The sequence below is a fragment of the Microvirga sp. Mcv34 genome (genome assembly GCF_024519725.1).
Lineage (GTDB): Bacteria > Pseudomonadota > Alphaproteobacteria > Rhizobiales > Beijerinckiaceae > Microvirga.
Map to the genome: position 1 here is coordinate 70327 of NZ_JALJRK010000015.1, position 26282 is coordinate 96608.

Consider the following 26282-nt stretch of genomic DNA (forward strand, 5'->3'; position numbering starts at 1 on the left):
ATGAGGGCCGAGGAGGTTCTCACGGGCGTCCTGCGATGAAACCTTCCCTTAGGTTAGCCGTTCCTTCACTTGGATCACATGACGGCCGAGGTTCGCCTGCGGCCTCACCGCTGTGCTGCAGTGGAAGCACTGACGCTCAAGGGATGGCCTCGGCATGACCCAAGCGCTGCCACCTCGTTCCCGTCTTCATCGCCTCACCGACCCGGATGCGTTCTGGTGGTCCACCGGGATCGAGGATACCTTCATCACGGCCCCGCACCCGGTCACGGGACGGATTCTCGACGAGTACGAGCTGACCGGCCATTACGACCGCTGGCGTGACGATCTGGGCCTCGTGGCCGAACTCGGCGTGCCCTGCGCCCGCTACGGCGTCCCCTGGCATCGCATCCAGCCCACGCCGACGACATGGGATTGGACATTCCCGGACGAGACTCTGGGGCGGCTGCTCGACCTCGGCGTCGATCCCCAGGTCGACCTCGTGCATTACGGATTGCCCGCCTGGATCGAGGACGCCTTCCTTCATCCCGACTATCCGAAGCTTGTGTCCGATTACGCGGCCCGCCTCGCCGAGCGCTTTCGCGGCCGGATCACCTGGTATACCCCTCTCAACGAGCCGCGCATCACGGGCTGGTATTGCGGGCGCCTCGGCTGGTGGCCGCCGTTCCGGCGCAGCTGGCCCGGCTTCGTGGCGCTGATGCTGGCTATTGCCAAAGGCATGGTCGAAACCGTCAAGGCCCTGGAGAGCGTCGACCCCGAGATCGTGCCGTATTTCGTCGATGCGACGGACCTGTTCGATACCGACGACCCGGCCTTCGAGGGCGAGGCCCGGCGCCGTCAGGACATCGTCTTCCTCGCCCTCGATCTCGTCTCGGGGCGGGTCGACGAGCGCCATTCCCTCTGGGCCTGGCTCTTGAAGAACGGCGCGCGGGAGGCCGATCTCGCTTACTTTCAGGACAATGCGGTGGCGCTGCCGGTCATCGGCATGAACCTCTACCCGATGTTCACGCAGAAGAAGCTGCTGCGGGATGTGGGAGGGCGCTTCCGGATCCGCATGCCCTATGCCGGCGCCGATCTCATCACCCGTCTCGGGCCGCTCTACTACGAGCGCTATGGGGCGCCGCTCATGATCTCGGAGACGGCCTCGATGGGGTCGCTACGCCGCCGGCTCGACTGGCTCGATGCGTCGGTCGCGGCCACCCGGCAGCTGCGCGAAGATGGCATCCCATTGGTCGGATATACCTGGTGGCCGATGTTCGCGCTTGTGACATGGGCCTACCGCCAGGGGCAGCGCCCCGTGACCGAGCATCTGGCCCAGATGGGGTTGTGGGACATCGTCCCGGACGAGGCCGATCCGCTGCGGCGGGTCAGGACCGCGGGGGTGGATGTCTACCGGCGCCTGGTGCAAGGCGGGGCCGAGAGCGTCGGCATGCTCTCCCAAGCCCCATCCCGCGCCGCGGCGGCGCTTTGAGGCGGAAGGGGAGAGCGGGATGTTCAGAAGCTTCTTTCTCGCGGGTTTCGAGGGCTCCACAGGCTACAACCGGCACGGCCATTGGTTCGACCAGGTCGTGGCGACCGGACATGACAGGACCGTGGACGAGGATTATCGGCAATTGGCCCGGCTTGACATCCATGCCGTTAGGGAAACGATCCGCTGGCCTTTGGTGGACCTCGGGCGTGGACGCTACGACTTCTCCACGGTGGAGCCCTTTGTCGAGGCATCTCGCCGCCACAAGGTGGAAGTCGTGTGGGATCTCTTCCATTACGGCTATCCGAAGAGTCTCGACCTGTGGAGCGAGGACTTTCCCAGGCGCTTTGCCGATTACTGCTACGCGGTCGGGCGCTACATCGCCCGGCGGACGGAGGGCGTCTGCGCCTTCACGCCGGTGAACGAGCCCTCGTTCCTGTCCTATGCGGCCGGCGAGAAGGGCCTGTTCGCCCCCCATGTCACGGGGCGCGGCTGGGACCTCAAGGTGGCCCTGTCCCGTGCGGCCATCGAGGGCATCAACGCCTTGTGGGCGGCCTGTCCCAGCGCCCGCATGGTCAATGTCGATCCCCTCTGCCGCGTGGCCACGCCCCCGGATCGACCGGAACTCGAAGACGAGGCGAGGGACTTCAACGACCGTCTCGTCTTCCAGAGCTGGGACATGCTCTGCGGCCGCCTGCTGCCGGAGCTCGGCGGCAGCCGCAGGCATTTGGACGTGGTGGGGATCAACTATTACTGGACCAACCAGTGGGAATGGGGCGGGATTCCGCAGGCCGATGGGGTCATCCCGCCGCTGGCGGACGAGGATCCCCGCCGCTGGCCTCTGGGTTCCCTCGTCCGCTCGGTGTGGGAGCGCTATGGCGGCGAGGTGATGATCACCGAAACCAGCCATATCGGCGACAGCCGCGGACGCTGGCTGCGGGAGGTGGCGCAGGAGGCGGAGGACCTGCTTCAGGACGGGGTGCCCCTGCGCGGAGTGTGCCTCTACCCGATCCTGGGCATGCCGGAATGGCACGACCCGGAGATCTGGACCCCTATGGGGCTCTGGGACCCTGTCTGCCACCGGGACCCCGACGGAGAGCGGCTGATCTGCGAACCGATGCTCACGGCTCTGCAATCCGTCCGCCACGTGGACGAGCTCCATCGCAGGATCGTTGCCCGCTCACACACGGGAAAGACCACCGTTCGCCCCAGGCGCGTGGCCGGTGCGGTCGCGGCCGAGTGACAATTCCGTCAGTTCACGGTGACCTTGAAGCGGACCAGGTCCCTGTTCATGGTCGGGCGCTTCGTCTGCCAGTTGAAGCGGGTCAGGTAGAGGTAGAACGTGCTTCCGGCCGTCTGGAACACCGGCGACGGACTGTCGTGATCGATGATCGAGGGATAGTCGTAATAGGCCTTCTTCTCCGTGGTGCCCCAGGGCGGGTCGAATGGAGCGAGCAGGGCGGCCGGCGACCAGTTCCGCAGGTCCGGCGAGGTCGCATAATAGACGCCACTGGTGTCGTCTACCCGCGTTGACCAGACGACCATCCAGAGGTTCCTGGATTCGAGCCGGACAAGGGACCGCACCTTGCCGGTCATGTCGCCGTTCCCGAGCCGATCGCAGGTGGCCTGAACGGGCTGCTGCCCATCGACCGGGTAGGGGTTCGGCGGAGGAACGAAGCGGCCCGCGTTCATCATCCGCCAGCCGGTCACGAGATCGGATCGCGGGGCGCGGAATAGGCAGTTCCCACGCCCGGCCGGTTCGGCGGCATCCTCCGTCCAGGCGATGAAATAGGCGTGCTCGTCATCGAACACGGTATTCGAGAGGGTGAGGAAGCCCGCGGCCTTGGTGTTCGTGTCGAAGCGCTTGTTCGACCCGGCGACGAGGCGCCGCTCGCGGGGCAGGAGCTTGAAGGAGAAATCCCGCTCGTTCGCCTCCAGGGCCACGAGCGAGAGATACCAGCATTCCGGCCTGCCGGGGCCCTTGGCGCAGAGGCCGTCATGGCGGAGCCCGGAGAATTCCTGGCTCGCCAAGCCGAGAACACGGCCGTCTTCGAGCGGGATGAGGCTTTGGACCCAGAACCGGTCATTGAGCGCTGCGGGGTCCGCCGATTCCTCGCCCTGGAAGACGATGGAGCAATCCGTGCGCAGATCGTCGAAGCTCGAACCCTGCAGAACCCTGTTCCGGAAATGCGCCGCGATCAGAGCAACGGACCCGTCCTGGCGCCGATAGGCCCTTGCGGGCGAATCGGGGATCGTGCGCCAGTCGCAGCGCTGCCGCTCATAGCTGTAGACCACCTCGGGCTCGGGAGAGACCGAGACGTGAAGCGGTTCGCCCGCGAGCACGGCCCTGCTCATCATCATGAGCAGAAGCGCCGGCCATGCGAGGGCGTTCCAGCATCTCATCCTCATCGTGCGAACGCCAGCTCAGGTGCCGGTCGCAATCCGGCGCAGGAAGGGGGCCGGCTGAAGCCTGTTTGCGGTGAGAAAGTCCAGATAGCGCGAGGCTGCCGCACTCCGATGTCTGTCATAGGCGTCCGGATCGAACTGGATCATCTTCTTCAGGCTGGCGCGGGTGAGCGGCGCGGTCAGGTCGGTCGCGGCAACATGCGGGACGCCCGTGTTCTCGCAGAGCTCCCGGGTGCGGGAATCGATGGTGACCGTCAGGCCCATGCGTTCCGCCTGAAGGGCCAGGGCGACGCCATGGTATCTGGAGCCGATGGTGAGGTCATGACGGCGCAGCGTGTCCATCCAGGCCGGGACGTCGTAGAAGGAACGGACGTAGTTCCGGCACCAAGCCTTGAATTCCTCGAAGGTGTAATGCGGAACGGTGTGGTTGTGGATTTCCTTCAGCGCATGCGGGTCGATCTCGTCGAAGATCTCCCGCGAGACGCGGATCATCTCTCCCATCGATTGAACCACATACTGGCCCGGATACATCGGGTCCATCATGAGGCCGATCAGCTGATGCTCGATCTCCCGGGTTTTCAGCCACGCCTGGTGACCCGCGGCGACCGAGATGGAGCGCGGCAGCGCGAGGTCCGACCATTGCTTGTGGATCTTCTGGCCGAGGCCCGGATTCGGGTTTGTGAAATACGAAGGGCAGCCACCGGCAATCGAGCCGTGGATATCGAGCTTGTCGAGCTGCGAGGTGGTGAACGCGCCGCGCGTGTAGATGTTGGAGCCCGCCGAAGACGGATTGGAGCGCGCAATGACCTGGGCCCAGCGACGGGTGCCGTCGGTCAGCTGGATATCCTGATCGTAGCTGTCCGCCTGGGCGCCGAGCCCGATGGCGACGATCGGCAGCCCCGACTTCTCCAGGTTGTCCGCCATGGTGCCGTAATCCGTGTGGCGTCCCAGCTGGTTGGCGCACGGGATGACGATGATGTCGGCATTCTCCTTCAGGCTCTCGGCCGATGCGCTCCAGCTGAAGAACTTGACCGGGTTGGAGATGTGGCTGGCGATGGCATAGACGAAGGCCAGATTGCCGTTGTTGTGGCCGATCCCGTTGTAGAGATCCTCGAACGCGGCGTTCGAGTAGAGCCCGAGGGACGGATACTTCCACAGAATCGCGACCCGCAGGGGCTTGGCGGGAGCCTTCGGCGCGGGGGCGGGCTGGCTGAGCGGCTTGTCCATGGTCATTTCGTCGAGCATATGAAATCCATTCTGAAATCAGGTGTCGTCCGGGATTAAGCAGCTTCCGCGCGGCGCAGCTTCAGGCTGTTTTCCCAGGACAGGGCGTGGCGGATGATCGCCTCGAGGTCGTCGAGTTTGGGAGACCAGTTCAAGGTCTCGCGAATTCGGTCGGCGCTTGCGATCAGCGTGGCGGGATCGCCTGCTCGCCGAGGCGACAGGTTCACGGGGAAATCGACGCCCGAAACCCGCTTCACGGCCTCGACGACCTCGTGCACCGAGTATCCGCGCCCATAGCCGCAATTGAACACGGTGCTGTTGCCGCCCGCATCGAGGTAATCGAGCGCGAGCATGTGGGCATGGGCCAGGTCGGACACGTGGATGTAGTCGCGCAGGCAGGTGCCGTCGGGCGTGGGATAATCGGTGCCGAAGATGTCGATGTGGGATCTCTCGCCCAGGGCTGCCTGGGTCGCGACCTTGATGAGATGCGTCGCGTGGCGCGTGCTCTGGCCGCTACGGCCCTGTGGGTCGGCGCCCGCGACGTTGAAGTAGCGGAGAGCCACGAAGCGCAGGGGATGGGCGCGCGCCACATCCCTCAGCATCATCTCGGTCATGAGCTTCGACGTGCCATAGGGCGAGACCGGGTTGAGCGGCGCGCTCTCGGAAATCGGGCTCTCCCTGGCGTCGCCATAGACGGCGGCGGTCGAGGAGAAGAGGAACTGCTCGACGCCGTTCTGCACTGCCGCGCTGATGAGCGAGCGCGTCCTGACCGTGTTGTTCAGGTAGTACTTCAACGGATCGGTGACGGATTCCGGAACGACGATCGAGCCCGCGAAATGCGCGATCGCCTTGATGGAATGCTTGCGGATGATCTCCGCCACCAGAGTCTCGTCACCCACATCGCCCTCGATCAGGGTCGCGGCCGGATGGACCATCCAGTCGAACCCGGTGCTGAGATCGTCCAGGACCACCACGTCCCTGCCGGCATCGACCAATGCCAGAACCATATGGCTTCCGATGTAACCGGCGCCCCCCGTGACCAACACAGTCATGATCGTCCCTCGTTCCTTGCTGTGACGTGATGAGACATGAATGGGACGCCGGACGACGGCCGGCATCCCCGATGTGGGCCGATCAGGCGGCCTTCAACTGCCTGACTTCGCCCTGCCGCATCACGGGCTGCATCTTCGTATCCGCCCCGTTCTCGACCAGGAACTGATGCATCTCGCGGTAGGTGTGATGATAGGCGCGGTTGAACCTGTCGAAGAGCGACTGGTCCCAGTAATCCTCGAGCCTGAACTCCTTGCCCGAGAAGACGTCGAAACTCGGGATCTGGTAGGTCTCGGCGAATTCGACGGTGCGGCTGTCATAGGTGAAGTAGATCGACGGAACGCCGTTCGCGAGCGCCATCAGGTTGCCGTGGAGCCGGTATCCGAGGACCAGGTCCTTCTGCTGCACGAGATCCTCGTAATCGGCCACCACGTCGGAGTAGAACAGCCTCTCCCGGTGGAGCTTCTCCATGGTGTCGTCGAGATACCAGTCGTTGACCTGCTTGTCGGCGCGCAGGGCCTTGAACGCCTCTTCCCGCTGCTCGGCCGTGCCGAGGACGATCTTCTTTTCCTCGACCTCGCCCTGCGCCATCAGCACCACGTCGAACCGGGCCGCCAGGCTTTTCACGAGATCACGATGGAACGTCAGGTATTGCTGGATGTCGCGGGCATAGGTGGACGACACCTCGCGGCGGACCGTGATGCCGGCCGTCCGGATGCTCTCCAGGGGCGGCAGCTGAATGTTCAGGTCAGGATTGTTGCGGCGGAACGCGGTCGGACATCCGACGATGCGGATGTTCTTGATCCCGAGATCCCAGAGTACCTGCGCCGAATAGGCGCCGCGCACGCCGATGGAAGTGGTGGAATCGGCCATCATGCGAAGGACGGTCTTGGTTTCCTCCGACAATTCGATCTTGCCCTTGACCGGCGCCTGGGCGCCGATGCCCCAGGCGATGACCGGGATCTTGAGCTTCTTGAGGACGTCGACCGCCTGGTTCCAGACCATGTCCTTGTGGACATAGTTCGAGCCGCGCAGGAACACGTAATCGTACTCGGCATTGATCCGGTCGATCTGGGTCAGGTCCGGGTTGGCGATCTCCAGCGCATCGAGCTTGTCGTAGTTCAGAAGCTTCAACGATGAGTCGAAGACGAAGGCGTCACCGATGTTGTGGTAATGGTTGATGCTGCGCTGGACATCCTTGTGCCGGTACCAGCGGACATTGTCGTGGTTGTAGACTTCGCCCGAAGGGCTGATGACGAGAATACGCTTCATGATGGTGCCTCCGACTGTTGTTCTGCTGCGTGGCGACTAGGCCGTCAGCGCGACCGTTGACGCGCTTGTCGCCTTCTTCGCGGCAAGGTCCTGGTAAAGATCGAGATGAATCCGGGCGCATTCCTCGTAGGTGATCGGCTGGCCGATGCCTGCGCGCAGGTCGCTCCACAGTTTCGGGGTCGTCAGGGCCTCGGTCATGCGGTCGACGAGATCCTGGGACGAACCGACGCGGAAATGCAGCCCGTTGACGCCGTCGACGATCTTCTCGGCCATGCCGCCGATATTGCTGCAGATCATGGGACGGCCATGATGGAAGGATTCCTGGATTACGATCGGCGAGTTCTCCCACCAGATGGAGGGAATGATCGTCCAGTCGATGGAGCGCATGAGGCGCGGCATCTCGCTGTTCTGGTACGAACCGTAGAACCGGACCCGCGGTCCGGCGCGCTCCACGAGTTTCTTGATCTTGTCCTGGAACGCCTCCGGCTGCCGCTCCAGGTTGCCGCCGAAGATCATCAGCTGGGCATCGTCGCCCCAGACCGCATCCGGAATGCACGTGACCGCATCGAGCAGCACGTCGACGCCCTTGAACTGCGTGATCTGGCCGAAATAGCCGAACCGGGACCGCCGGCCTCCCCGCTGGGGCAGGCTGCGCGGCGGCGCGGTCTCGGCGATGTCGAGGCCGTTCTCGATGACGATGAAACGGGATCGATCCAGGCCCCAATCCACATAGCGGTCGACAAGGAACTGGCTCGGCGACACGAAGAAGTCGGCCACGTCGAGGAGACCGCGGATGAAATGCTCGCGGCGTAGGAAGCGTGCCGGGGAGATCTCCGGGAAGCAGGCGTTGCAATCCGACGGAGAGGCCCGGTCGCAGAGTTTCGTGCCGCCGGTCTTCACCATCTGCCCGTGATGGCTGCAGATCGACAGGAACTCATGGAACGTGATGACGATCACGCAATCGGGGAGCGCCCGACGGACGGCATAGATCATTTCGAGACCCAGGCCGATGAAGTGGTGGAAGTGGACGACGTCGGGTCTCAGGTCCTTCAGGACGCGAAGGAAGTCGCGCTCGATCTCCTCCGTGTTCCGGTTCGAGAGGAGGAAGTGATCGTATTCGTCCGCATGATAGAGGAACTCGCCCTCGGTCTGCCGGAGGCTCATCAGAGCCGTCCGGCTGTGCCGCGCGACCGGGTGGCCGACGCGAGCGAGGAAACGGGATTCGACGTTGCCGATCCGGTTGAGGCCCTTGTGCAGGTTATACGCGGCGATCTCGGCGCCCCCGAGGGAGAAGCTCGGATGGCCGTGAGAGACGATGAGGACACGGGGAGAGGGATTGGACATGCTTTCACTACCTCATGTTGTTGATGAGGAGCGACCACTTGCGGTCGAAGCTCCAGCGATCGACTTTCTGGGCCAGGCGGTGCGCGGGGAATGTCGAAGGGCCGACATCGTTGTCGGCTGAGATCATCTCGACATCGGGGAGCCAGACGGCGGGCGTTCCTCCGAGCCTCATCTTGAGGCAGAGGTCGCGCCCCTTCTCGCCGGCGCCCAGATAAGAGCGCGTGAAGCCGCCGACCGACGCGATGGATTCGCGCGAGACGATGCAGCACGAGAGCGATCCGGCGATGACCTCCGTCGGCTGCGATCCGCGCACCACGTCACGCGGATAGCCTATATAGCGGTCGACGAGTTTCTGCTCCTCCTGGTCGAGCCAGGTTCCCGCGAAGCGGATGGAATTGTCCTCGTAGAGGATCGTGGGGCTGATCATCGCTTTGCCGCCGCGATTGCGATAGGCGCGCTCCAGCGACGAGATCCACCCGGCCTGCCGGGGCAGAACGCCGGCGGCGAGAAAGATCAGCGTTTCCGCCTTCGTCGCCTGAATGGCGGCCTCGAACGCGTCGCAGGCATCCTGCACGCCCGTCGCGCCGATCACCCGCACCTTGATGCCGTAGAAGCGCGAGATCCGTTCCGCCTCCGGGGCGATGCTGTCGAAGGCCTCCAGGGGCGCGGCCACGATGATCGGCATATCCCTCGTCTCGGCGTCGAGCGCAAGAAGGGACAAGGTCACGGCCGCTTCCTCGACGTCGATTCCGGCTCCGATCACCAGAGCCCGGCCGGTCTCACTGTCGACGAAACCGAAGTCGCTGATTTCCGTGACAGCCGGCGCGGGCGCGGCCATGGCCTGCATCATGGGACCGATATGTCGCTCGATGGCGGCTCCGGCCGCCGCCGTCCGCGGATCGAGAGGCGAGATGAGCCGCTCAAGGGATCGGCGGGACATGCCGCGTAGCGGCGTGAGAGGATAGAACGCGACATTGTCGCCAGCAGCCATTTCGAAATAGACCGGTCCGTCCGCGGCCGTCGACGGGCCGGGCACGAAGGCCAGGAAGCCGTGATCGTTGCGGGCCGGGTCGAGGCGTCCGGCGAAGAGGCTGTTGTGCTGGAACGCCGACGAGACGTCGGACCGCGGCAGGCGGGTCCAGGTCTCGTCGATCCGCTGCTGCGTCGCGCCGACGCGCAGGGTGAGGGAATCCACATGGCCTTCCGGATCGAGCATCCAGCCGGCCACCAGCATCCCGCCGCCGGGAATTTCCGCCACCATGTCCATGCCGAGGCGAACCGGCAGTTTGAGATCCGAAACGGTATCGCGGCCGTCGAACCGCTCTCCGGCTCGCCGGAGCGTCAGCATCGTGTCGGGGTTCGCATTCGCGCGGACCAGGCCGTCCCGGATGTGCGCGGGAACGTCGGTCGGGGACAGAAGAACGCGGCGCTCATAGACTTCGAGGCTCCGCCACCCGTCCCGTCCACGAAAGAACAGCTTCTTGAGCTTGCCGGGATCGATCGCGGAGGCTCCCGTGTCGAGCAGGCCCACGAAGCCCTTGCCCTGATCGCCCAGGTCGTTGCGGGGAACCGATGCCGACTTGACCTCGCCGGCCGTGAGCCCGTCGTGGGCCGCAAGGACGCGGATCCGGTCGCACGGAAGGTCGGTGGCCCAGCCCTGAAGAAACACTTGGCCCGTGTCGATCGAGCCGATGACCTCGATCCAGCCATCCGTCGGGCCGGCGGCGCCGAGCACCGAAACGGCGGCTTCCAACCGCTTCTGGCTGGTCTTGCCGCCGAGCAGGGCATGAACGATGCGGTCGATGATGACGGACGAGCGATCCCCCGCATCGGCGGAGATGATACGAATCAGCGTGGCGAGCGGAACCGCCGGCTTGACGAGGGTGTAGCGGATCGGCGGCCCGCTGCGCCGCATCACAACCGAGCGCAGGCGGACCTTGGCGGCGAGGCGGATCGGCACGATGGCGACGAACCCCGTCGCGGCATCCGCAGGCGCGTCCTTGCGGGCCCAGCTGAAGGTATCGGCCTTCATGGACATGGACGGATCGCCGTTGAGCAACGTCTCGACCTGATCGGTCATGGTGTCTGCCACGCCGGCGATCAGCGCAAGGTCATCGCCGATCGGGGTGACGAGAGCGCTCTCGCCGTCGAGGGGCAGTTCGCGCATGTCCAAGGGTTGCGTATTGTACTGCATGGAAGACCTGAATTCCGTTCGATGACCGTTTCCGCGCGCTTCGAGAGGCGAGGCTACCAGGGAGGATGGCGAAGGAGGACGACGAGCGCCACGATGGCGCTCACGGCGGAAATGCCTCCGAACGCGATCAGGAGCGTGACGGCTCTTCGCATCGGGCGGTCGACGGAGGATCCGAGGTTATCGATCTGCTTTCCGAAATCCGCCAGGACACGGTCGAAGCGCATGTGGAAGACTTCGATGTCGGAGATCTTCTGGGCGAGGTCTGTCTGATTGGCCCGGACGACGTCGAGTGCCGCCGCGATGCCGTTCTCCTCGGCAACGATCTCGTTGATCTGCGTCGAGGTTCCGCGAAGGCTCTCGACGGCTTCGCGCTGCAGGATCTGCGAACGGCGTTGTGCTTCGATGAGCAGTTCGAGCCGATCGAACACCCGGTTCAGCGGCGCGTTGATCGCAGCCTCGGCCGCGCGCTCGTCCTGGCTCGGAGCCTGCAGGACGAGTTCCTCGCCGGTCGACGGGGAGATTGCGATGACCGAAAGGTCTGCCGTACCTTGGCCGGCATTGTCGGGTAGCTCGATCTCGAAGGCGTAGCCGCCGTCGCCGATCCCGTTGCGGCGCAGGTCGACGCGCGGCATGTCGGCCGTGGTCGATGCGAGGTTCTTTCCGTTCAGGGTGATCCGAACGAGCAGACGCTCCGTCGGCCGGGCGCGATCCCAGACCCATCCGAACAGGCGCCGTCCTTCGATGGCATCGACGCGGCCCTGGAGCTGCGGACCCGCCGGTACGGCCACTGCATTCTTTGACTGTGCTGTGCTCATGCCGCATTCGCCTTCAGTTCAATGATGTCGGCGCCTTTGAGGAGGCTGCGGTAGAGAGAGAGGTGACGATCCGCGACGGTCGTCATGTCGTCCGGCGGCGTGATCCCGCTCACCAGCGTCTCCCAGAGATCGGGTGTCTCGATGGCCTGCCGCATGGTGCGGGCGAGCAGGGACGGGTCGTCGGGGCGGACATGCAGTCCGTCGATCCCGTCCCGGACGGCTTCTGCCATTCCCCCGATCCCACTGGCGATGACAGGACGTCGATGCGCGAACGCCTCCTGGATCACCAGGGGAGCGTTCTCCCACCAGATCGACGGCACCACCACCCAGTCGACGGCCGCCATCAGGCCCGCAATGTCCTCGCGCCCGTAGGGGCCGAGCCGGACGACCTGAGGTTCCGTTTCCGAGAGAAGAGTGTCGATCTTCTCGACGAACTCCTTGGCCTGGAACGGCGCGCCGCCATGCAGGCGAAGCTCGAAATCCTCGATGCCGTCAGCGATGAGGCGCTGAGCCGCCTTGAGGAGAACGGGAATGCCCTTCCAGGGGTTGAGATTGCCGAAATATCCGAACACGGACCGCCGGCCCGACGGAGCCGCTCGGTGCGCGGACGGCACAACGGCAGGGCGACCATTCGGGACGATCTCGATCGAACCGGACGGGAGGCCCCAGCTCACGAACCGCTCCTTGAGGAAGCGGCTGGGAGCGATGAAACGGTGAACCTGTTCGAGATGGGTCCGGATATACGTCTCGCGCAAAAGAAAGCGGTCTGCCGCGATGTCCGGGAAGCATCCGTTGCAGCGATGGGGAGACGCGCGGTCGCAACGTTCCTTGCCCGATGTCCGCATCATCAACCCGTCATGGGCGCAGATGGGGAAGTAGTCGTGGAGCGTCATGACGATGCGGGCATTCGGAAGAATGCGGCGCACCAATGCGATGAACTCCACGCCCATGAGCAGGACATGGTGGATGTGGACGATGTCGGGGCGGAAGTCCTCGAGCAGACTGACGAGATGAGGCACGACGCCGTAAGCGTCGATCTGGCTCAGGTTGAACTGGTCGAAATGCCCGCACCACATGACGACTTCGTCCGGCGCGCCTCCGGGTGACTGGAAGCTCGTTCCCGGCCTTTGTCCGCGATGAAGGTTGTTCGTCGCCGCGAGGAACAGGGCTTCCACGTCCGGGCGCGAGCGGTACTCGCGGAACAGATCATGGGCGAGGATTTCCGTCCCGCCGGGATGGAAATCCGGATGATTGTGGGCAACGACCAGAACGCGGGTTGTCACGCGATCGACTCCGGCTTCACGGCGATGATGACATCCTGGTAGTGGGCGCTCTCGATGCCACGCCAATGGCCGAGGCTCAGGCGGCGGATCTGAAGGCCGGCCTTCTTGAGAACGTCTTCGATGATTCCCGCATCGAAGCCGATGGCGCCGAGCGGTGCCAGAGGATCGCCGTACCACGTGCCGGGATTTTTTCCCCGCGTGAAGCGCGGACGGGCAGCCTGCCTGTCCGGATCTCCCGCGGCGACCACGAAGGCGGTCAGGAACAGACGCCCGCCGGGCCTCAGCAGACGCATGACCTCCCGTGCGTAGGCGGCAATCTCCGCTTCCGGCAGATGGGTCGCGACGGACACCATCGTGATGAAGTCGAACTTGGCGTCGGAGAAGGGCAGCACGATCTCATGGCCTGCAATCGCTCCGCCCGGGTTGTACAATTCGTGGGCCACATCCACGCGGCAGAACCGGAAGTTCGGGTAGGCCGCCGTAATGTTCTGCACGCACCACTCGATGCCCGCATTCACGGGATCGATGCCCTCGTACTGGGCTTTCTCGGGATCGAGGTACTGCGTCAGCGGAACGGCCATTCGTCCGATGCCGCAACCGATGTCGAGCACCGAGTCGGAAGGCTGAAGCCCGCCGATGCGAACGAAGTGGCCGAGATATTCGGCGCCGATCGCGCGATAGTCGCCATCGCCCACGAAGACGTTCTCCGGCGGAGGTGCCGGGAGGGAAACATCCTGCCTGATCCGTTCCATCAGATGCTGCAGGATCGCGTCCGCATTCGGATCGAGGCTCTGGGCATGCGAGGCGTTCGTGAGATCGAACTGCGCATTCATATGGCGACATTCCTTCCTTTGCGAGGACGTCCGGTCTGCATCGCGGCAATCATGACATCGCGCCAGCGCTCGGTGTGAAGAGCGCAATTGTACTGCCAGGCGATCCCGCGCATGTACTCGGCGTTGAGAGACATCGACCGCCGTTCGAGGTGGTAGAGTTCGATGTCGGGGACGTACGCGATCTTGCGCTCCGTCATGGTTATTTTGAGGCAGAGATCGCTGTCTTCGTAATCTCCGACCACATAATCCTCCGTGAAGCCACCAACGGATTCGAACAAGGATCGCGTGGTGACGATGCAGGCGCCGGTCACAGCGGGAACGACGCGCTCCTCGCAGGCCGGTGCATAATCGCGCGGCATGCCTTTGTGAAAATGCTGGTTGAGCCAGTAGCCGCGATGATCCTGCGAGAAGTACATGCCCGCGTGCTGGATCGATCCGTCCTCGAACAGCAGCTTCGGCCCGACGGCACCGATCCGGCGACGGCCGTTCAACCGCGTAGCCATGGCTTCGAGCCATCCAGAGGCTACGGGGATGATGTCGGAATTCACCAAGGCCAGAACGTCGCCCTGGGCGACGGATGCGCCCACATTGTTGGCGCGCGCATAACCGCCGTTTCTCTCCATGACGACGAGAATGACCGGAAGACCGTAGATGAGATGAAGGCCTCCCAGGAGATGCTCGACCTCCTGGGCCTGCTCGGGGGAATCGAGCACGTAGATGAGCTCCGCATTCGCGCGAATCCATGGATCGGCCGCGAAGGCGGCGATCTGGAAGCGAAGGAACTCCAGGTTCCGATACAGCGGAATGATCATCGACGCTTTCGGGCGCTGCGGAGAGACGCCGATCCTGCGGATCGTGGGATGGCCGATGCGATGGCGGACCTGCGCGTGAAGATCGGCGATGGCCGGGCGCAGGACCTGGGCCAGAACGGTTTGATCCACGTGCTGCGCCGGGATGGCCCGCAGGGCCATGGCGCGAGCCTCGGACGGGTCGGCGGGTTGCGGGCGCGGCACGAGCGCATGCCGCGCGCCTGATTTCAGGCGCAGATGAAAGCGCGGCTGCAGGTTCTGCGCCGCGCCCGTACTGGTGGGGGCCAGAACCGCGAATCCTGTGGCTCCGAGGCGGGATCCTGTCGCCGGCCCGGCGACCTCGACCGGAAACGTGAAAAGCTCCTTCGTGAGATCCCGCGGCTCGTTCTCCGCGCTGCCGATCTCGATTCCTGCGAAGAGATTGACCGGGTCGCGATACCATCCCGTGACTAAAGTCCCTGCGGATGTCGCCAGGGCGGAGACGATCTCGGCCGACGGAGCCGTGAGGCTGCTCGACAAGCGGCGAGGGCGCAGGGGCGACCGCAATTGCAACTCGAGAGCATAGGCGGGCCCTGCGGCCGAACGTTCGGCGATCTCCCTCAGAACGTGCTCGCGCAGTCCAGGTGCTGCCTGCGCCTGCTCGTGGAACCAGCGTTCGATGGTGGGGAGCCGTGCGTCCGGCTTGAGCAGTCGTCGGACGGACAGGCCTCCGGGGCCGATCAGAATGAGAAGGGGGGCGTCGGTGGGAATGAGCGAGCGATCGATCAGAAGATGAACGACATCCCGCCCATCCTTGCCATTGCGAATTCTGTGGGGGAGCGCCGGGATGCGCGTCGGTCCGTTCCTGCCGAACGTATAGATCGCGTCGATCTTGCCGAATCCTGTGACGAGCGATGTCCGCGCCAGGACGAAATCATCGGCGATCTGCGCGATGGCGACCGCCTGTCCGGGCGATGGGGCCATCCGCGAGAGAAGATCGTCGAGGAGGTCGATGAAGATCCTGTCCCGACGCAAGCGGAACATCGCGCCCCACACGTTGAACAGGGCCGACGCGAGGGCCACGCGACCGGGGCTGTCGATGCCGTCGATCAAGTCCTCGGCATCCGCCGGCGCAGGTGCCGCATCGTGATTGATGGTGACGGACGTGCCGAGGCTGCGCGTTTCGATGCGGAGAGCAAGATCCGATCGCTCATGGCTAGGGCGCTGGAAGACCCAGAAGAGGCGTGCTCCGCCGCCGGGCAGGGAGAGACGCAGCGATGCGGACGGCCAGATGTCTTCGCCGTTGCTCTTGAGGCTTTGGGGCGAGCCCCGCTCGGCGTGTGGCACGTCCCAGGTGAGCAGAACCACGTCGCGCCCGATCGAGGCCACTTTGGGCGTGGCGAGATCGTCGGCTGTTGAGGTGAGCATGGCAAGATCCGCCATCGCTTTTTCGTCTCCATCTGTCCTTGTGGGATGCCGCAGAAGCGTCTGCGGCATCCACTTTTCGCAGAGGCCGATCAGTGAACCGAGAAGTAGTCGCTCGGGTTGTTGTTGATGTCGTCGGCGTTCACGTTCACAAGGGTGACCGTATCGCCGTTGCCGAGATCAACGATCGTGTTGTGTCCCACCTGGTGGACGCGGCTCGCAAGGTCTTCCGCCGAAGCGATATCGGTCCCGTTGATCCCCTTGGAGATCTGCAGGATGTCCTGGCCGGCTTTGAAGTCGAGGATGACGTCGTTGCCGCCGCCGCCGCTGAACACGAAGGTGTCGCGACCGGCGCCACCTTGAAGGATGTCGTCGCCTGCGCCGCCGTCCAGGATGTCGTCGCCCGATCCGCCGCGCAGGATGTCGTCGCCGGCACCGCCTTGGAGGATGTCGTCGCCGGAACCGCCTTCGAGAACATCGTTCCCGTCGCCGCCGAGGAGGACGTCATTGCCGTTTCCGCCGCGCAGATAATCGTCTCCGGCGCCGCCGAGCAGGATGTCATCCCCGTTGCCGCCGAACAGGATGTCGTTTCCGGCATCGCCCTGGATCACGTCGGCGCCGTTGCCGCCGAACAGAACGTCGTCATCGGCTCCACCGGAGAGCCAATCATCGCCGTTGCCGCCGAAAAGCGTGTCCGCTCCAGCTCCGCCGGAGAGTGCGTCGCTGTCGGCGCCGCCGAAGATCAGGTCGTCGCCACCGTTTCCGAAGATCACATCCGGACCGTGGGTACCGTGCAAGACGTCGCTTGAGGCTCCACCACCAATAGTCGCCATATCTCTCATCCTTGTTGTCGGCACCGGGCAAGCCGCGACGCACCCGGTTGCATGTTCGAGCCAAAATGAAGCGCTATTTGCGCAAGGAGATTTCCGGGATGTGCTTATATCGAGAATGTCCCGGCGAACACTAAGTAAATCACCAAGAAGTACTTGTAAATCCTAAAGTAGTATTTTCATTCGACATCAAATTACTATTATATATAAGACAATATTGTATTTAATTTATTTGAATGTATTTCGTGAATTAATTCGATTTGTTTCGAAATTCGAACTATGTGTTGCGTGCGGTCGCCCACGGCCGAAAGGCCATTGAAAGGGAGCGCTTCTGAAGGGCTTCGGATCATTCCTCCCGGAATGCGCGGTCGAAGCTTTCGGTGATGGGGGCGAGCAGGTAGTCGACGGCGCGCCGGGGTTTGTTGACGATCAGGACTTCGGCCGGCATGCCTGGATAGAGAGTGACCTTGGAATTCGCCTTGAGGCTTTCCGGCGCGATCTCGGCGCGTGCGACGAAGTAGGCATAGTTGTTGCGGTCGTCCATCTGCTGATCGGCCGAGAGATAAGTCAGCTTTCCCGCGAGAGGCGGCGTGCTGCGGCTGTTATAGGCGGTCAGCCGGATCTGAACCGGCGCGCCGACGCGAACCGAATCGACGTCGCGCAGGCCGATCTTGGCCTCGACGATGAGCGGCTCGTTCTCCGGCACGATGTCGAGGATGGGCTGGCCGGCGCCGATGACGCTGCCGAGGGTATGGGAGCGGATGTTGGTCACGATGCCCTTCTCCGGGGAGACGATCTCGACGCGTCGCAGAATGTCGGTGGCGGCATCGATCCGCCCGACCGTATCGGCGAGTTCGAGCTGGGCGGTCTGGATGTCCGATGCGACCTGCTGCTGGAAGTCGTTGCCGAGGGAAAGGATCTCCAGCTCCGCCGCTGCCTTGGCCTGTTCGGCTTTCGCCTTGCGGGACAGCAATTCGCCGGCATTGCCCTTGAGCTGACTTTCGCGCGTCTGCATTTCCGTGAGGCGCGGACGCGGCGCGTAACCCTTCTCGACGAGGCCTGCGATGGCCTTGAGCTCCCGGTCGAGCAGTTCCGCCTGCCGGGTATTCGCCTCGGTCTGAGACTTCACGGCTTCGAGTTCCGCCACCTGCTGGGCGATGGTCTTGCGCTGGATGTCGACGCGCCGTTCGAACATCTCGCGCCGCGCCGTGAAGTACTTTCTTTCGGCGCTCAGGATGTCCTCGGCCGTTGGCCCGCCCGCCTGGAGCAGGGCATCCGGAAAGGTGAGGTCGTTCAGCCCGGCCTGCTCGGCGCGCAGACGCACGAGCCGCGCCTCGAGGCCGAGCCGTCTCGAGCGAAGCTGCTCGAGCTCGGCCTTCGCCCGCGTGTCGTCGAGACGCAGCAGCGGCTGCCCGGCCTTTACCACCTCGCCCTCATGAGCCAGCAGGGTCTTGAGGATGCCGCCTTCGAGATGGCTGATGGTCTTGCGCTTGGAATCGACCACGACGGTGGCCGTGGCAATCGCGGCGCTGTCCAGATGCGCCGAGAAGGCCCATGTGGTGAGGCCGCCGAGGCCGAGGAAGATCGTCGCCAGACCGGCGATCACCGGTCCGCGATAGGACGGCTCGCCCGGATCCCGGGGCGGCAAGCGATCTCTCGTGGCTTCGACATGCACGGTCGCATAGGTCGCCGGCATGGACGGCTTTCGTTCCATGATCTCAGAACGCTTTCTCATGCGCTTCCTTTCACGGCGGCAATCGGCTTCTCGCCGGGGGTGATGGAGCTCACGACGGATGTGCGCGGGCCGAACTGGCTGATCCTGCCCTCCTGGAGCACCATGAGCTTGTCGGCCGCCTGCATGACGGACGGGCGGTGCGCGATCAGGATGATGATGGCGCCGTCGGCGCGCAGGGCCTCGATGGTGCGCACGAGAGCCCTCTCGCCGTCCGTGTCGAGATTGGAATTGGGCTCGTCGAGCACGACCAGGCGCGGCCTGCCGTAGATCGCCCGCGCCAATCCGATCCGCTGGCGCTGGCCGCCGGACAGGGCGAGGCCGCCGTCGCCCAGGGGCGTGTCGTATCCGAGCGGCAGGCGGCCGATCATCTCATGAACATCGGCGAGGCGCGCTGCCTCCAGGACGAGCCGTGGGTCGGAATCACGCATCCGGGCGATGTTGTCGCGGATCGTCCCGTCGAGGAGCGAAACGCTCTGCGGCAGGTAGCCGACCATGTCGCCGAACGAGCCGCGCTCCCAGAGATAGACGTTGTTGCCGTCGAGGTAGACACCGCCGGATGTGGGCTTGGTCACGCCGATCAGCGCGCGGGCGAGGGTGGATTTGCCGGCCGCAGAAGGCCCCACGATGCCGAGCACTTCGCCCGGTGACAATGTGAACGAGATCCCCTTGAGCACGGGCACGTCGGAACCGGGCGGAGCATAGACCAGCCGGTCGACCGTGAGGTCGCCCTGGGATCGCGGCGTCGGCTTGGTCTCGCGCTTGGGAGCCTGATGCTCGATGAGATCGCTCACGTTCTTCCAGGCCGAAATCGCCAGCACCCATTGCCGCCAGCCGTCGACCATGGAGTCGAAGGGCAGCAGCATGCGGCCCATGATGATGCTCGATGCCACCATCGAGCCCGGGCTCACTTCCTGCTTGATGACCAGGATGGCTCCGACCGACAGGACGGTGATCTGCATGGCATACCGGCAGGTTCGGGTGAACGACGCCATGGCGCGGCTCCGGCGCGTCACGACGTCCAGGAGATCCTGCGTGTGCAGCTGGGAATGCCGCCACCGCTCCGACAGGGCCGGGAGCATGCCCATGGCCTCGATCGCTTCGGCGTGACGAAGGGTGCCGCCGATTTCGCTGATGTTCTGCAACGACGATTCATTGGCGCGCTTCATGGCTCTGCGCGTCAGGAAGTCGGACAACAGGCTCAAGGAGATGATGATGGTGGCTGAGACCAGCGCCACCAGGCCGTAGAGCCAATGGAGGGCGAACAGGACGCAGAGGAAGATGGGAGCCCAGAAGGCTTCCAGCGGGACGCTGATCGCACTTCCGACGATGAACGACCGGATGTCGTTGAGGTCGCGGATCGCCTGACTGGACTTGGAGATGCCCTTCGTCACGGAGGCGGAGATCGCGGCTTCCAGGACCGGGAGGTTCAGCTTCCTGACGAGCTTGCTCGCCATCACCTGGTAGGTGAGGGCGCGCACGTAATCGAGGATGCAGTAGATCGCGAGGCCGATGGCGGAGACGATGATCAGCATGATCAGGGTGTCCGTGCTCTGGCTGTTCACGACACGGTCATGAACCTGCAGCATGAAGAGAGGGACGATCAACTGAAGCACGTTGATGACGGCACTCAGGGCGGCCGCGTAGGCCACACCGGTCCCAAAGGCCTTGCGCCCCTGGTGGAGGATATCGGCGGCTTCCGAATTAGCCGTTTTGCTCATGCAGGGATGGCTCCAAAAGAGGCAATGATGCGGCAGATCTCAATTTTGCCTAAAAGATATTCGAAGGGATTTATGAAACACCGATGGTAGAACGTCTACCCATAAAGTATGATTCGCCTAACAATAAAAGGCTCTGGCAGAGGAAACAACAGTAAGGGCTATCCAAGGTTGTTTAGATCAATTCTTGGGTAAGTCGCCAATGCTAAGAGAATTATTAAATTAGTTCGAGTTTCGAACTAATTTAATTAGTCCATAATGGGGTATAATGTGCAAAATATATCGAACTCCTTGCCTTGGATCGTCTCACAGGACGAGCTGGACGCCCAAGTGCCTGCAACGCTGCAGGCCCTCTATCGCCGGAGTGATGTGCTCGTGAGCCGTGCAGACGGGCCCGAGACGCCCCAGGCGGAGCCGTCAGGCATCAGCCATATCGAAATCGTTCGTGTGATCGAGAGATTGCACCGGCGCTCGCTCGACCTCGTACGGGCCGACCTGATCGAGGCCGGGATCGACGATCTGAGCCCCTCCCAGGTGATGATGCTGTTCACGATCGGGTCGAGCGAACTGTCGGTTCGCGACCTAATTGAGCGCGGCTACTATCTCGGGTCGAACGCGTCCTACAGTCTCAAGCGGCTCGTCGAGGCCGAATATGTCATCCGCACGGCGTCGGAACGGGATCGCCGGTCCGCCCGCATTCGCCTGTCGGATAAGGGGCGCGCCCTCTGCGACATGATCCGGCGCAACGACAAGACCTATCAGCAGCTCGTGGCGCGCAACGAAGCCGAGATGCGCGACCTGGAGACGACATTCCGGACGCTGAAGCGCATCGAGCAGACATGGAGCAATGCCGTCCGCTATCGCGACATGGGCTCGGATGAGTGATCCGGTCGCACCGCGACACCCTCATCCAGCTTGATGCAGGGCGTTCCGGCGGTCGCTCGAAGGATCGCTCGTCTGCGGACGAGAAGCCAAAGGTAACGCTAGGAATAAGATAGATGCCGACAACAGGCGATACGTATTGCAGAGGATCGATCCTGGAATGCTGCAAGAGCTGAATCGAACCGAATCCATTTTCATCCGAAATTCGGACCATGTTATTTTCGAACCTGAATCTGACCGTAAGAAGCTTTTGATTGTTTTTGCTTACATCGACCAGAAACTTGGAACGCGCTCGCATTCGAGCTTCCTGCGTCACGTGGACTGCAAGAAGCTTTTCCTGAACCCCGGCCGGAACGCCTGGTACCAGACGGGGATTCCGGGAGTTGCATCCTCCTATACGGGTCTCCTCGCATTCCTTCGGGATGTGAGGTCGGACTTCGCCGACCACGAGATCCTGTGCCTGGGGCATTCGATGGGAGGTTTCCCGGCCCTGGGCATCGGCGTCACGATTGGGGCCGACCGCATCCTGGCGTCTGCCCCGGAATATGTCCTGAACATGCCGGGCAGCCTGAGCGTCCGGCATCTGAAGGAGACGCCGGTCGAATGCGGAGATCTGACGCCCGTTTTGTCCGCCAATGCCGGAAGCGCCATCACGATCCTCGTCGGCCGGCAGAATGCCTTCGACATGGATGTCGCAAGCCAGTTGGGCACGTTCCCGCAGACCGATGTGGTCGAACTGGAAACGGGGCATAACACGTTTCCCTACCTGAAAGACGTCGGGACACTCGGAGCGACGCTCGAAGCCTTCGTCGAAGGCCGGGACATCCGTCAGGTCGTCGCCGGCCTGTGAGGCCGCGCCGGATCAGCGCGCGCTGAAGATCTCTTCGAGCCGCTCCAGCGCATCCAGGAACGGCTTGGCCCCCGGGCCGAGCTCGTCCAGGATGCGGCGCTCGAACGCCACGGCCTTGGGAACGATATCCCGATAGACCTTCCGGCCGAGTTCCGTGAGGGTCAGGATTTCCTCTCGCCTGTCCTCCTCGCTCTCGCGGCGCTTGAGCCAGCGCCTCTCCTCCAGGTCGCGGACGGCCCGGCTCACCTTGGTCTTGTGCATGGCCGAGTGCCGGCCGATGGCCTTGGCGCTCATTTCCTCGAATTGCCCGAGGGTCGCCAGCACCCGCCATTCCGGGATCGTCAGGTCGTGATGGGGCCCATAGACGGAGCGGAAATCCTGTGACACCGCCGAGGCGATCCGGTTGAGCCGGTAGGGCAGGAAGTGTTCGAGCTGGAGTTTGGCCATGGCGTTGTTGGTTACAAAATAGACAGTTACAGTCGCGACCAATTGTGGAGGTCACGACCATGAATGTCCAGAATCCATCCCTCAAAGGCCAAGCCGTCGATCGGCTCGAGAGCGCCATCCAGCCCGGCTACATGTCGGGTTTCGGCAACGGCTTCGAGACCGAGGCGCTGCCGGGCGCGCTCCCCATCGGCCGCAACTCGCCGCAGAAATGCTCCTACGGCCTCTATGCCGAGCAGCTTTCCGGCTCGCCCTTCACGGCGCCGCGCACCACCAACGAGCGCTCCTGGCTCTACCGCATCCGTCCGACCGTGACCCATTGGGGCGAGTTCCAAAAGGCCGATATCGGCCTGTGGCGGACCGCCCCCGCGGCCGAGGTGGAGGTGCCGATCGCTCCCATGCGCTGGAGCCCCATCCCGCTGCCCGAGGAGAGCGTCTCGTTCCTGGAAGGCGTCCGCACCATCACCACGGCGGGCGATGCGGGCAGCCAAGCCGGCATGGGCGCCCATGTCTATCTCATCACCCGTTCGATGGTGGACGAGTACTTCTACAATGCCGACGGCGAGATGCTGTTCGTGCCGCAGCAGGGCAACGTCCGGCTGTGGACGGAATTTGGCATCATCGACATCGAGCCGGGCGAGATCGCCGTGATCCCGCGCGGCGTGAAGATCCGGGTCGAGCTGCCGAACGGGCCGGCGCGCGGATATTTCTGCGAGAATTACGGCGGCGCCTTCACGCTGCCCGAGCGCGGGCCCATCGGGGCCAATTGCCTGGCCAATCCGCGCGACTTCCTCACGCCCGTGGCGGCCTACGAGGACAAGGACGCGCCCTCCAAGATGTACGTGAAGTGGGGCGGATCGCTCTGGGTCGCCGATATGGATCACTCGCCGCTCGACGTGGTGGCGTGGCACGGCAACTATGCGCCCTACAAGTACGACCTGCGGCGCTATTCGCCCGTCGGGCCGATCCTGTACGATCACGCCGACCCGTCGATCTTCACGGTGCTGACCTCGCCGTCGGAGACGCCCGGCACCGCCAACATCGACTTCGTGATCTTCCCGGACCGCTGGCTCGTCGCGGAGAACACCTTCCGGCCGCCGTGGTACCACATGAACGTGATGAGCGAATTCATGGGCCTGATCTACGGCGTCTACGACGCCAAGACCGGCGGCGGATTCGTGCCGGGCGGCATGTCGCTCCACAACACCATGCTGCCGCATGGGCCCGACATGGATGCGTTCGAGAAGGCCAGCAACGTGGAGCTGAAGCCGCACCGGCTCGAAGGCACGCTCGCCTTCATGTTCGAGACGCGCTTCCCGCAGAAGGTGACGGCGTTCGCGGCAGGCACCGAGTCGCTGCAGAAGGACTACGCTTCCTACGGCCACAAGCTGAAGAAGCACTTCAACCCGAACCAACGTTGACAGGGGTTTTGATAGTGCTCGACCAGACCCATGACCCGAAGCGCCAAAGCTTCGTGCTCTCGGCCAACGGCCACCCGGACTTCCCGATCCAGAACCTGCCGCTGGGGGTCTTCAGCCCCGGCGACAGCGCGCCGCGAGGAGGGGTGGCCATCGGCGACAGGATCCTCGATTTGCCCGCGGCTCTCGCGGCCGGCCTCTTCACCGGCGAGGCCGCCAAGGCGGCGGAGGCCGCGTCCGGTTCTGCGCTCAACCGGTTCCTGGCGCTTGGCGCCGGCGCGCGGCAGGCGTTGCGCACGCGCCTGTCGGAGCTTCTCGCGCAGGGCAGTCCCGAACAGGACAAGGTCGAGGCCTGCCTGCATGACGCGGCCGAATGCACGATGCACCTGCCGGCGCGCATCGGCGACTACACCGACTTCTACGTCGGCATTCACCACGCCACCAATGTCGGCAAGCAGTTCCGCCCCGACAATCCCCTGCTGCCGAATTACAAATACGTTCCCATCGGCTATCACGGCCGGGCATCGTCCATTCGCCCGTCCGGCGTGCCGGTGCGCCGGCCGCGCGGTCAGGCGAAGCCCGCGGATGCCGCGGCTCCGGGTTTCGGTCCGAGCCAGCGGCTCGACTACGAGCTGGAACTCGGAGTCTGGGTCGGCCCCGGCAACGACCTCGGCGAGCCGATCCGCATCGATGAGGCGCCCCGCCATGTCGGCGGCTACTGCCTGCTGAACGACTGGTCTGCGCGCGACATCCAGGCCTGGGAATACCAGCCCCTGGGTCCGTTCCTGGCCAAGAATTTCGCCAGCACGATCTCGGCCTGGATCGTCACGCCGGAAGCGCTCGCGCCGTTCCGCATGCCCCAGCCGCAGCGGCCCGAGGGCGATCCCGCACCGTTGCCGTATCTGACGGACGACACCGACCGGAAGGAAGGCGCATTCGACCTCGAACTCGAAGTCCTGCTCCACACACCGGGCTTGCGGGAGAAGGGCCTGCCGCCGCACCGGCTCGCCTTGTCCAATGCGCGTCACATGTACTGGACCGTGGCGCAGATGATCACGCACCACACCAGCAACGGCTGCAATCTTCAGCCGGGCGATCTCATCGGCACGGGAACGATCTCGGGTCCCGACCGGGAGAGTTGCGGCAGCATCCTGGAGACGACGCTGGGCGGCAAGGACCCGGTCGTGCTCGCCTCCGGCGAGGAAAGGCGGTTCCTGGAGGACGGGGACGAGGTGATCCTGCGCGCCCGCGGCCGCCGCGAGGGCTCCGCTCCCATCGGCTTCGGCGAATGCCGGGCCGTGATCCTGCCTGCTCTCTGAGGTTTCCTCCATGAAGCTCTATACCTATTGGAGGTCCACCTCCTCCTATCGCGTGCGCATCGCCTTGGCCTTGAAGAACATCGAGGCCGAGCAGGCTTTCGTGCATCTCGTCCGCAATGGCGGCGAGCAGAACGCGCCCGCCTATCGCGCCATCAACCCGCAAGGACGCGTGCCGGCTCTTGCCCTCGATGCGCAGAATGTCATCACCCAATCCCCGGCCATCCTGGAATATCTGGAGGAGGCCTATCCGAACCCCGCGCTGCTTCCGTCCGATCTCGTCCAGCGGGCGAAGGTCCGCGCCGTCGCGGCGATCATCGGCTGCGACATCCATCCTCTGCACAATGTCGGTCCGCTCAACCACCTGAGGAAGAACTTCGAGCGTTCGGAGCAGGAGGTGGCGGCCTGGATCGCCGCATGGGTGGGGCAGGGGCTTGCCGCCGTCGAGGCGCTGATCGGTGACGAGGGATTCTGCTTCGGGCCCGCGCCCGGCATGGCCGATGTCTATCTGGTGCCGCAGCTCTACGCGGCGCGACGGTTCAACGTGCCGCTGGAAGCCTATCCGCGCATCCTGCGCGTCGAGAAGCTTGCGGGCGAGCACGAGGCTTTCAGGAAAGCGCATCCATCCGCTCAGCCGGATGCGGAGTAATTTTCGGAATTCCGGTCGACGGTATTTCAGCGTCGCTACCGGAACGGCGCCCGCCCCGTCATGGCCGTCCCCGGACTTGATCCGGGGATCAGTCCCGGCCCTCCGCGCCATCTCTCCCCAACCCTCCGACCTCATCCTGAGGAGGCGCGCAGCGCCGTCTCGAAGGATCGTCCAGAGAGCACGGGGGGCGCCCTCGTCCTTCGAGACGCTTCGCTCCTCAGGATGAGGGCTCAGGTTGGTTACGCGCTGGAATGTTCTTATTTTGTTCTTGACAGATGCTTCAACCTTGGCTATATCATTGCACAGCCTGATCCGACGAGGGGCGCGCTCGCGAGGCGTCGCAA

General features: G+C 64.0%; 21 protein-coding genes. 7 read left to right on the forward strand and 14 right to left on the reverse strand.

Annotated features, from left to right (window positions below; all coding sequences use genetic code 11):
• Nucleotides 1–154 precede the first annotated feature (154 nt).
• Together OC446_RS10775 and OC446_RS10780 are read left to right on the forward strand one after the other, a co-directional pair.
• A complete protein-coding gene (locus OC446_RS10775; protein WP_262029024.1) occupies nucleotides 155–1468 on the forward strand; it encodes a family 1 glycosylhydrolase in 1314 nt (437 codons plus the stop codon).
• A 19-nt stretch (nucleotides 1469–1487) separates the two neighbouring features.
• Nucleotides 1488–2708, forward strand: a complete 1221-nt coding sequence (locus tag OC446_RS10780; protein ID WP_262029025.1) for a glycoside hydrolase — start codon at nucleotides 1488–1490, stop codon at nucleotides 2706–2708.
• A gap of 8 nt (nucleotides 2709–2716) precedes the next feature.
• On the opposite strand, the gene OC446_RS10785 is transcribed toward OC446_RS10780, so the two are convergent.
• The 13 genes from OC446_RS10785 to OC446_RS10845 form a co-directional block, all read right to left on the reverse strand.
• Nucleotides 2717–3826 (reverse strand): hypothetical protein, encoded by a 1110-nt coding sequence (locus OC446_RS10785; protein ID WP_262029026.1) that lies wholly within the window; start codon nucleotides 3824–3826, stop codon nucleotides 2717–2719.
• Nucleotides 3827–3889: 63 nt separating this feature from the next.
• Entirely contained in the window at nucleotides 3890–5116 is a 1227-nt protein-coding gene (locus OC446_RS10790) for a polysaccharide pyruvyl transferase family protein (protein ID WP_262029027.1), read from the reverse strand.
• 35 nt (nucleotides 5117–5151) lie between these two features.
• Entirely contained in the window at nucleotides 5152–6147 is a 996-nt protein-coding gene (gene galE / locus OC446_RS10795) for a UDP-glucose 4-epimerase GalE (RefSeq protein ID WP_262029028.1), read from the reverse strand.
• Between the two features lie 82 nt (nucleotides 6148–6229).
• On the reverse strand, nucleotides 6230–7417 hold the full coding sequence (locus OC446_RS10800; RefSeq protein WP_262029029.1) for a polysaccharide pyruvyl transferase family protein: 1188 nt from the start codon (nucleotides 7415–7417) through the stop codon (nucleotides 6230–6232).
• A gap of 36 nt (nucleotides 7418–7453) precedes the next feature.
• Nucleotides 7454–8761 (reverse strand): glycosyltransferase family 4 protein, encoded by a 1308-nt coding sequence (locus OC446_RS10805; protein ID WP_262029030.1) that lies wholly within the window; start codon nucleotides 8759–8761, stop codon nucleotides 7454–7456.
• 7 nt (nucleotides 8762–8768) lie between these two features.
• The gene (locus OC446_RS10810) at nucleotides 8769–10955 is read right to left on the reverse strand and encodes a glycosyltransferase family 2 protein (RefSeq protein ID WP_262029031.1); all 2187 of its coding nucleotides are present in this window, start codon (nucleotides 10953–10955) and stop codon (nucleotides 8769–8771) included.
• Between the two features lie 53 nt (nucleotides 10956–11008).
• Nucleotides 11009–11770 carry a hypothetical protein gene (locus OC446_RS10815; RefSeq protein WP_262029032.1) on the reverse strand — a complete coding sequence of 254 codons (762 nt, stop codon included), beginning with the start codon at nucleotides 11768–11770 and terminating at the stop codon, nucleotides 11009–11011.
• Nucleotides 11767–13053, reverse strand: coding sequence for a glycosyltransferase family 4 protein (locus tag OC446_RS10820; protein ID WP_262029033.1), 1287 nt, complete (start codon nucleotides 13051–13053; stop codon nucleotides 11767–11769). Before OC446_RS10820 ends, OC446_RS10815 begins: the two co-directional genes overlap by 4 nt.
• A complete protein-coding gene (locus OC446_RS10825; protein ID WP_262029034.1) occupies nucleotides 13050–13886 on the reverse strand; it encodes a class I SAM-dependent methyltransferase in 837 nt (278 codons plus the stop codon). The genes OC446_RS10820 and OC446_RS10825 overlap by 4 nt, the downstream gene beginning before the upstream one ends.
• Entirely contained in the window at nucleotides 13883–16102 is a 2220-nt protein-coding gene (locus tag OC446_RS10830; protein WP_262029035.1) for a glycosyltransferase, read from the reverse strand. The genes OC446_RS10825 and OC446_RS10830 overlap by 4 nt, the downstream gene beginning before the upstream one ends.
• Nucleotides 16103–16191: 89 nt before the next feature.
• Nucleotides 16192–16932, reverse strand: coding sequence for a calcium-binding protein (locus tag OC446_RS10835; protein ID WP_262029036.1), 741 nt, complete (start codon nucleotides 16930–16932; stop codon nucleotides 16192–16194).
• 343 nt (nucleotides 16933–17275) lie between these two features.
• Nucleotides 17276–18664 carry an HlyD family type I secretion periplasmic adaptor subunit gene (locus OC446_RS10840; RefSeq protein WP_262029037.1) on the reverse strand — a complete coding sequence of 463 codons (1389 nt, stop codon included), beginning with the start codon at nucleotides 18662–18664 and terminating at the stop codon, nucleotides 17276–17278.
• On the reverse strand, nucleotides 18661–20382 hold the full coding sequence (locus OC446_RS10845) for a type I secretion system permease/ATPase (RefSeq protein ID WP_262029038.1): 1722 nt from the start codon (nucleotides 20380–20382) through the stop codon (nucleotides 18661–18663). The genes OC446_RS10840 and OC446_RS10845 overlap by 4 nt, the downstream gene beginning before the upstream one ends.
• A gap of 327 nt (nucleotides 20383–20709) precedes the next feature.
• On the opposite strand from OC446_RS10845, the gene OC446_RS10850 reads away from it, so the two are divergent.
• Together OC446_RS10850 and OC446_RS10855 are read left to right on the forward strand one after the other, a co-directional pair.
• A complete protein-coding gene (locus tag OC446_RS10850) occupies nucleotides 20710–21264 on the forward strand; it encodes a winged helix DNA-binding protein (protein ID WP_262029039.1) in 555 nt (184 codons plus the stop codon).
• Nucleotides 21265–21511: 247 nt separating this feature from the next.
• Complete coding sequence (locus tag OC446_RS10855) at nucleotides 21512–22111, forward strand: hypothetical protein (RefSeq protein ID WP_262029040.1); 600 nt, start codon at nucleotides 21512–21514, stop codon at nucleotides 22109–22111.
• Between the two features lie 12 nt (nucleotides 22112–22123).
• Here OC446_RS10855 and OC446_RS10860 read toward each other — a convergent pair whose 3' ends face one another.
• A complete protein-coding gene (locus OC446_RS10860) occupies nucleotides 22124–22558 on the reverse strand; it encodes a MarR family winged helix-turn-helix transcriptional regulator (protein ID WP_262029041.1) in 435 nt (144 codons plus the stop codon).
• A 59-nt stretch (nucleotides 22559–22617) separates the two neighbouring features.
• Here OC446_RS10860 and hmgA point away from each other — a divergent pair, with 59 nt between their 5' ends.
• The 3 genes from hmgA to maiA are packed head-to-tail and all read left to right on the forward strand — an operon-like array spanning nucleotide 22618 to nucleotide 25938.
• Nucleotides 22618–23976, forward strand: a complete 1359-nt coding sequence (hmgA, locus tag OC446_RS10865) for a homogentisate 1,2-dioxygenase (RefSeq protein WP_262029042.1) — start codon at nucleotides 22618–22620, stop codon at nucleotides 23974–23976.
• Nucleotides 23977–23984: 8 nt separating this feature from the next.
• Nucleotides 23985–25292, forward strand: coding sequence for a fumarylacetoacetase (gene fahA, locus OC446_RS10870; protein ID WP_262029049.1), 1308 nt, complete (start codon nucleotides 23985–23987; stop codon nucleotides 25290–25292).
• A gap of 10 nt (nucleotides 25293–25302) precedes the next feature.
• Complete coding sequence (gene maiA / locus OC446_RS10875) at nucleotides 25303–25938, forward strand: maleylacetoacetate isomerase (protein WP_262029043.1); 636 nt, start codon at nucleotides 25303–25305, stop codon at nucleotides 25936–25938.
• Nucleotides 25939–26282 lie beyond the last annotated feature (344 nt).